The 7,363-nt window shown below is 54.6% G+C and carries 4 protein-coding genes and 2 pseudogenes; 4 read left to right on the top strand and 2 right to left on the bottom strand.

Features of this window, described 5'->3' with window-relative positions:
* Window positions 1–3 precede the first annotated feature (3 nt).
* From FIV39_RS30735 to FIV39_RS30750, 4 genes and pseudogenes are all read left to right on the top strand, one after another.
* Window positions 4–1,617 carry a class I adenylate-forming enzyme family protein gene (locus FIV39_RS30735; protein ID WP_017736575.1) on the top strand — a complete coding sequence of 538 codons (1,614 nt, stop codon included), beginning with the start codon at window positions 4–6 and terminating at the stop codon, window positions 1,615–1,617.
* Window positions 1,614–2,606 carry a thioesterase, FlK family gene (locus tag FIV39_RS30740; protein WP_017736574.1) on the top strand — a complete coding sequence of 331 codons (993 nt, stop codon included), beginning with the start codon at window positions 1,614–1,616 and terminating at the stop codon, window positions 2,604–2,606. The genes FIV39_RS30735 and FIV39_RS30740 overlap by 4 nt, the downstream gene beginning before the upstream one ends.
* A gap of 465 nt (window positions 2,607–3,071) precedes the next feature.
* A pseudogene (locus FIV39_RS30745) lies at window positions 3,072–3,680 on the top strand (ATP-binding protein); the annotation flags it as partial.
* A gap of 308 nt (window positions 3,681–3,988) precedes the next feature.
* Window positions 3,989–5,788, top strand: coding sequence for a hypothetical protein (locus FIV39_RS30750; RefSeq protein WP_051421980.1), 1,800 nt, complete (start codon window positions 3,989–3,991; stop codon window positions 5,786–5,788).
* A 381-nt stretch (window positions 5,789–6,169) separates the two neighbouring features.
* Here the strand turns inward: FIV39_RS30750 and FIV39_RS30755 are convergent, their stop codons facing one another.
* The gene (locus FIV39_RS30755; RefSeq protein WP_143513851.1) at window positions 6,170–6,562 is read right to left on the bottom strand and encodes a DUF2384 domain-containing protein; all 393 of its coding nucleotides are present in this window, start codon (window positions 6,560–6,562) and stop codon (window positions 6,170–6,172) included.
* Window positions 6,563–6,778: 216 nt separating this feature from the next.
* Window positions 6,779–6,919 (bottom strand): annotated as a pseudogene (locus FIV39_RS30760) (metal-sensing transcriptional repressor); the annotation flags it as partial.
* Between the last annotated feature and the right edge of the window lie 444 nt (window positions 6,920–7,363).

The raw sequence follows: 7,363 nt of genomic DNA on the forward strand, positions 1-7,363 counted from the left end.
TTCATGACATCGGATAAATCCCGCTTCGCACGCGAAAACTTGCCCGGCGACCCATACGCAATGCTGTTGCACTGCGCGAACCGCTGGCCGGACAAGGAGGCGCTCGTATTTGACTCCACACCTCAGCGGCTGACCTTCAGCCAATGGTTGCTTGCTTCCCAGACACTGGCCTGTGCCTTGCGGCGGCGCGGGATTCAACCCGGCAGCTCGGTGGCATTGTGGGCGGAAAACAGAATCGAATGGCCAATCGCGCAGGTCGCCATCGCTGCCATTGGTGCGGTGCTGGTGCCGGTTAATACGCACTTTCGCGAGGACGACCTCCTGCATGTGCTGGACCACAGTCAGTCGGTGGCGATCTTGCTTTCCGCGCGCTTTCGCTCCAGTGACTATCTGTCCATGACACTGGACACTCGTAACCGGTTACCCCTTCTGCGCGACGTGATTTGTTTCGACGGACCTGGGCTTCACGCTGAGAATTGCTGGAGTTACGCAGCACTGATGAGCGAAGGACCGCAGCTGCCATTTCAGGCGTGGCCCTGGTCGCCTCGCGAGCTGGCCAGCATCCAGTACACCTCCGGCACCACAGGGCGGCCAAAGGGCGCTGAACTGTGCTTCGAAGGCATGTTGATGAATGCACGAGGAACCGTCGCGCGTCTGGCGGTTACCGCCGAGGATCGCTGGACTTCCATCATTCCGCTATTCCACTGCGCGGGCTGCATTATGAATGTGCTCTCAGCGCTGGCCGCAGGGGCTACGTATGTGGGGGTCAGTGCCTTCGAAGCCGAGCGAATGTTGCACCTCGTGGAGGCCGAGCGCTGTACGCTGCTGACGGGCGTTCCCACCTCTTATCTGGCCATGCTGGAGCACCCGCGACGAACACAGTACGACCTTGGCTCGTTGCGGGCGGGCACTTGCGGTGGCGCCGATTGCGACCCGGCTTTGCTCGAACGCTGCGCGTCTGCGTTCCCGATTCCAGGCCTGGTGCAGGTGTACGGCCAGACTGAAGCCAGCACCCTTATCGCTTTGGACAGTTGCGAGAGTGCGCAGCGATTCACCACCGCCGGCATGCCATTGCCAGGCATGCAGGTGCGCGTGTGTGATCCGGACAACGGCCAGGTGCTGGCCTGCGGTGAGACCGGGCAGGTTCAGGTGCGCGGGCCCATGGTGATGCTCGGTTATCATCGTGACCCGCTGGAGACTACTCGTTGTATCGACCTCGATGGCTGGATGCAGACGGGGGATCTCGGACGCGTTACCGCCGATGGCCGAGTGGAACTTGTGGGAGGACGGTTACGCGACATGATCATCCGCGGTGGCGAGAACATCTACCCGGTGGAGGTGGAGAACCTGCTACGCGGCCACCCGGCGATCACCGAAATCGCTGTATTTGCCATGCCGGATCCTTTCTACGGCGAAGTGGTCGCCGCGGCGGTCGAGTTGGGTGGGGCGCTCTCCGCTGCGCAGGTGAAGCAAGCGTGTGCCGGAAAAATCGCTGGGTTCAAGCATCCATCCAGGGTGTTCAAGGTCAGCCAATGGCCCATGACGTCCAGTGGAAAAATACTCAAGCGCGAGCTGAAAGCCCAAGCCATGGCGATGCAGTTGGAGGAATTGCCATGAGCACACCGATCATCGGCCACCGGCATCACTGCGCATTCGTACCAGGGCTTCAACAGACGGCTGCCGCCATCGGTAATGCCGGGGTGCAGGTGGTATCTACGCCGGCACTTATTGCTCTGCTGGAGGAAACGGCGGGCAGTGGCGTTCAGGCTTTCTGCGTTCCGGGATGGGGCACGGTTGGCACTAAAGTGGATATTGCGCATTTGAGCCCGGCCTGGCCGGGCATTGAGGTCCAGTGCGAAGCCGTGTTGGAGTCGACCAAGGGCCGCACGTTGAGTTTCGCGGTGAGCGCGAGCCAACAAGGGCGGTTAGTGATGCGCGGCCATCACGAACGAGTGAGGGTCGACCTCAGCCGCTTCTCTCTACCGCAACCGATCAGTGCGGGCGAGCCAATTGAGTTTTTTTTCGATTTTCACAGTCCATGGTGCTACCTGGCTATGCCGCGCTTGCGAGAAATCGCCGCTGCCCATGGTCGAGCGATTCATTGGCGGCCTATGCACTTGGCCAACCTGATCGATCACATCGGGGGGCGGCGACCACTGGAAGCATCGCCAGCATTTGTGCGGTGGTTTCAGCAGGATTTGCAGGATTGGGCTCGACTGAGACGCTTGACGCTAAGCTACCACCCTCAGTTTCCATTACGGCCTTCCCGAGCTTTGCGTTGCAGCTTGTATGCAATCGAGAAGGGAAAGGGCGTGGAGTTCATCTTCAACGTGATGCGAGCTTACTGGAGTGAAAACCGGGATATCAGCGACCTGGAGATCCTCGGCGATCTGGCGATTGCAGCAGGCCTGGACCGAAGTGCAACTATTCAAGCTGCTTCCGATGAGCGATTCAAACTGGCACTGGAGGCTAACAACGATCAAGCCGTGCAGGTAGGCGTTTTCGGTGCTCCGACCTTCATCGCCGATTCGAAGCTGTTCTGGGGCAATGATCGGCTGGAAATGATGGGAGATTATCTAGCCCAGAGTAACGGTCAGAACAATTAGTCCCTGGCGATGGAGGAGCGTTGAATCAGGCTTAAAGAGTGGGAAGGTTTCTGTATTGCTTCATTTGACGAACCGCTCCTCAATTCATACCCGGGAGCAAGTCGACTGACTGCTTATGGCCGTTCTCTGCCGATCTTCACAACGGCGTGTGCTGGTCAAATCGAAAGCAAGCGGTTGGTCAGCACGGATGCAAATGGCTGGTCAGTGGCAATGCAAATGAGTGGTCAAGTCCATGCAATGACCCAACAAGGCCTTTGCATCTGAACAATCAGCTTTGGCTCGTTTCTTACCCTGCCACCTTCTCGGCTTAACAAGTTGGCAACGTCATCTCGTATTTGCACAAAACCTGCGTGAGAAGCAGCACCTAAGCTGCGACTCCATGGACATCGATGAAAGCTCCTGCGCTCCTTGAATGGCGCGGTCTCCAGCATTATGTCCACGCATCGCTACTAATCTGTATACGAGCGTTTTGATCTGGCGATTGCCCTGGGGATCCTGGCGGCCAGTATGCAGGTGCCGGCGTTGATGCTCGATGACGTGGAATGCCTGGGGGAGCTGGCGCTGTCCGGTGAAGTGCGAGCGGTAAAAGGCGTGTTGCCGGCAGCGCTGGCAGCGCGCAAGGCCGGGCGCACCGTGATAGTGCCGCGGGCAAATGCCGAGGAAGCATGCCTGGCTTCCGGGTTGAAGGTGATTGCGGTGGACCACCTGCTGCAGGTGGTGGCGCATCTGAATGGACATGTGCCGATCGAGCCTTACAAGTCCGATGGCTTGCTGTACTTGAACAAGCCCTATCCGGACCTGAGTGAAGTCCAGGGCCAGTTCGCGGCCAAACGAGCGTTGCTGATTGCGGCGGCGGGCGCGCATAACCTGTTGCTCAGTGGGCCGCCCGGCACCGGCAAGACCTTGCTCGCCAGCCGCCTGCCAGGTTTGTTACCCCCGTTGAGCGAACAGGAGGCGCTGGAGGTTGCCGCGATTCAATCGGTTGTAAGCCTGGCACCGCTGAGCCATTGGCCCCATCGACCGTTCCGCCAACCGCATCACTCGGCATCAGGCCCGGCACTGGTGGGCGGCGGCTGTGACATCTGGATATAGATGCAAATATCGAGCAATAGATGCAAATACCATGTTGTAATTTTGACGACTGATTTTTGCTCAGGGCTTTGGAAATAAGGGTTCCGCAGGTCCAAGCGGCCATAGCAAGAATTCGATTGGCAAAAACACTCGCAGAATCCAGTAGGTAGCTTCGGCTGTCCTCGTGATCTCGAATATCCTATTTTAGAAAATGATTTTCGCCCTCCGGTAGTATTAACATGGCATTACACAGCGTTAGCGTCGTACGCCATTTTCGACTGCCTAGCCAGAGTACCATCGGAGTAAGTTCATTGAGCAAGGCCATCAGGCGTAAGTCGCGTCGTCAATACCTGTGCGGCACAGATACAGACATAGGCAATGAAATCCGGCATATCAAGGATAGGTTGGTGGTTGTATGGTGGTACGCTCGCTGCCACAAAAATGATGACGCTCAAAGCATGCCTTACGTGGACGTTGTTTTCCGCTATCTGGGCAAGCACGATGTCCCCGCTGGTTTTACTGTCGCGAAAATTGCGCTCAGTCATCTCGGCAGTTTTCGGGTGGGCACGATGTGGCTAAATGGCGAATGTGTTGGAGAAACTAATTTCGGGAAAAAGAAAAAACTCTCCGTTGATTTCAGCGATGGCTCTTGGAAATACGTCTATTTGACAGATCATCCGTCAACTGAGTATGAGCTCGCGAAATTCCAACATGATGCTCCAGTTGATAGGAGCTATACCCCCAAAGCTTTATCTCACCTGATGAGCTTCAAGCTGTCAGATACAAAAAACCTGCTCATTCCATGTGCAGAATTTTTGGCCCGGTGTTACGGCAGTACGTCCGACATGGCGAGGATACTAGCTACGTATGCCTGGGATGATGTGATGACCAAGCTTTACGCGGCCAAACCCAAACCCAAACCCCAATCCGAACCCGAATCCGAAACAGGCATCTGGGTAGTCAGACCGCATCCGTCAGTCCCTGACGACGACGCGCTGTTTCTGGCTTCGTTGCAGCACGATCCTTATGCAGCGGCGTCGGCCAGGTCAATTTATTCACAGCTGGATGTTGCACGAGAAAAGAACATTAAACGCGTGAGTTTGAAGGTCAGACCCTGGTTTCAGGGCCCTGCAGAAGTTGAATGCATTGGCCGATGGATAAACAATAACACGACATTTCTATGTCTTGAAGTCACCGGCATGAGCGAACCACGCGATCATATTTATGAAATCATTCGTCAAAAGTACACGGAGAAAGATGAAGAGAACGGCGTACCGCTCACAATCCCGGTACAGCCAGTTCACCAGATATCTGAAGAACAGAACTCCCTTGTGGTTACTTCGGAGGAGGAGCCTGACGAAGATGCAACTGTTCGGAGAAAACGCAACCCTGGATTCCGGATTCTAGGCGATCGATGTCCGTTCATCCAGACTACTGATGAGTTGTCATTTAGCGATAAGAAAATCGTCACTGTTCGTCGTCGCGAACATGGTAAGTATGCTACGGGCGACGGACATGGCAGCGGAAAAGACATTGGGGGGCTCAGATTTACATCAGAACGCTTTAGTGGCAGTGGAGGCATCCTTCAGCAAGTTTGGGATGAGCTAACCCTAATAAAAAATGTGCGGACGGATTTCTCGGACCTTGCTTGGTATGGAGAGTCCACTGGTTTCAAAAGTGATGATTGCGAATTCCAGCTTCAATCGTTGAAGCCTTTCGACCCAAATAGCTCTCCTTCCGACCGAGCCCGCCGTTGGCTTAGATTTCCTGATAACAAACCCGCTGTACGTGCGGTTCTCATACTGCGAATAGTCGTAGCCAAGCGAAGCTTTTATCTCTTAGAACTCCAGCGCAAATTAATCCGCAAAGGTGCAGTCAGTCAGGAAGAGCAGGTTTCAGGGCTACTGATAGAAATCAGTAGCCCTGAACAGGTCGTGCCGGCAATCGAAGCAATCTGCGACAAAATCCGGTTTCGTAAGGGGAAATTTAGTGGGTTAGAAACCTTAGCCCCCTACTCTCACTACATTTTCAGGCATTACAGAAAGGGGAATATATTTTTGGCAAATACAACACTCACCGCCGCTTTCCGCGAGCTCAACCTGACGTTGTAATGATGAGTCCAGTCACCTTCGTTGCGCACCCCTATAGAGATTTGGTGACCAGACACTGCGCAGCGGAGTTTACCCAGACCATTGCGCTTTCAGATGAGGCAGAGAGGGTGCTTATGGCCTTTGAGGCGTGCTTGGCTCATTTTGCCACGCGGGCAGAGCGCATACTGCAGCCCTAGTCCATTGATGCGAAGCTCTGGGGCAAAGTCGGCTAAATCGCGAGCAATTATCAACATCGTTCGATGAAGCGAAGCGCAGAGTACGCTGGTTGGACCGAAATGACGGGTCGAATCAAGCCGGTACTCTAAGAGCAAGAAGGTCAATCCCTTCTCCTTCCTGGCTCGGGTCAGGTTGAACCCCCACAGCTGAGGACTCCGTCGGAGCTTAGCCGGGCATGATGGAATCGACTTGTTCATGAGCCGCTGCCACCACCTTGTCGAATTCTTGATGTAGGGTATCTTCAGGCCGTTTGCCCCCAAGAAAATTGTTAGGGGATCTAAACCAAAAAGCCATTCCCCAATCATCGTTCGCTGGGGAAAGGATTTCGATTATCTCTACCAGTCCAGGGAGCAGATTACCCTCCTGATTATCCGAGAACGCATAGTCCGGATAGAGTACTTGGCCTTGATGCACTATCGAAAAGATCTCCCGCTTTACCTCTGCTTGCTCAAGCGACCGGATGAGCCCGTCGAGTTCCCTATCAAGAAGCAATGCTAGGTACTCCGGGGTACGGAAATGCTCTCCTGCTAGGACTTCAGCTTTAGCACGGACCAGCATGTCCTTAAGCCTTTGCTCCTTCCTAGCCATGCTGTGTAGCCTCTGAAATGGGTCGGTGATGTTTAGGATAGACCGTAATGCGTGAAAAGCATTCGAATTCCTGGGCACGTCCTACTGATTTGCCGCGACCGGGATGATCTCTTCTGGCCAATTCAGCAGCTGCCCCGGCTATCTGGGGCGAACTCTGGTCAATCTGCAGCTTTAAAATCACCAGAGTTCACAGATGTCTACACATTCACGCCCGTCTTCGACCATTGCGATGATGCTTCGCAGGTGCCCGTCCGCACGCTTCAGGCGTTTGATAATCGCTTCGTGGGTCTGATGCGTGTGGGGATGTGGGTATTCGTGATCACTCATTGCTTGAGCCTATGATCTAAATGATTAAGGCCTGCAATTTATCCCCCCTGGGGGGATATGGCCAAACGTCTTTAATGACGTTTCGTCGACGATTATTTTTGTGACCAGGAACCGATGGCGCAGAGAGTTCGTTCAATCAGTGTCGTATGTGCGTTGCTTCTCGCGATGAAGACCGTGTGGACGACTCACATCTCGACTTCAGTGGTAATGATCGGAACGCTAGGAGGCAAGCCTTGGATTCGACATTTAAGTCCACGCGTTGTGCAAAATAATATCCGTACCAATCTGATTGCCCTGTGACCGAAGCTCTGCTCATCTAGGGAAACTCTGAAAAAGACTTTCTGATTTGGCAAAATACCGCGACCCCACCCACCGAGTTTCCCGATGAAGCAGATGACCTTCGCCGACGCCGAGTACGCTGGCAAGCGCAAGCAAACCCGCAAG

Source organism: Pseudomonas grimontii (assembly GCF_007858185.1).
Classification (GTDB): domain Bacteria; phylum Pseudomonadota; class Gammaproteobacteria; order Pseudomonadales; family Pseudomonadaceae; genus Aquipseudomonas; species Aquipseudomonas grimontii.

Coding starts and splice junctions, on each gene's coding strand:
- FIV39_RS30735 (WP_017736575.1), top strand. CDS start 4: ATGACATCGGATAAATCCCGCTTCGCACGCGAAAACTTGCCCGGCGAC.
- FIV39_RS30740 (WP_017736574.1), top strand. CDS start 1,614: ATGAGCACACCGATCATCGGCCACCGGCATCACTGCGCATTCGTACCA.
- FIV39_RS30755 (WP_143513851.1), bottom strand. CDS start 6,562: ATGCTGGTCCGTGCTAAAGCTGAAGTCCTAGCAGGAGAGCATTTCCGT.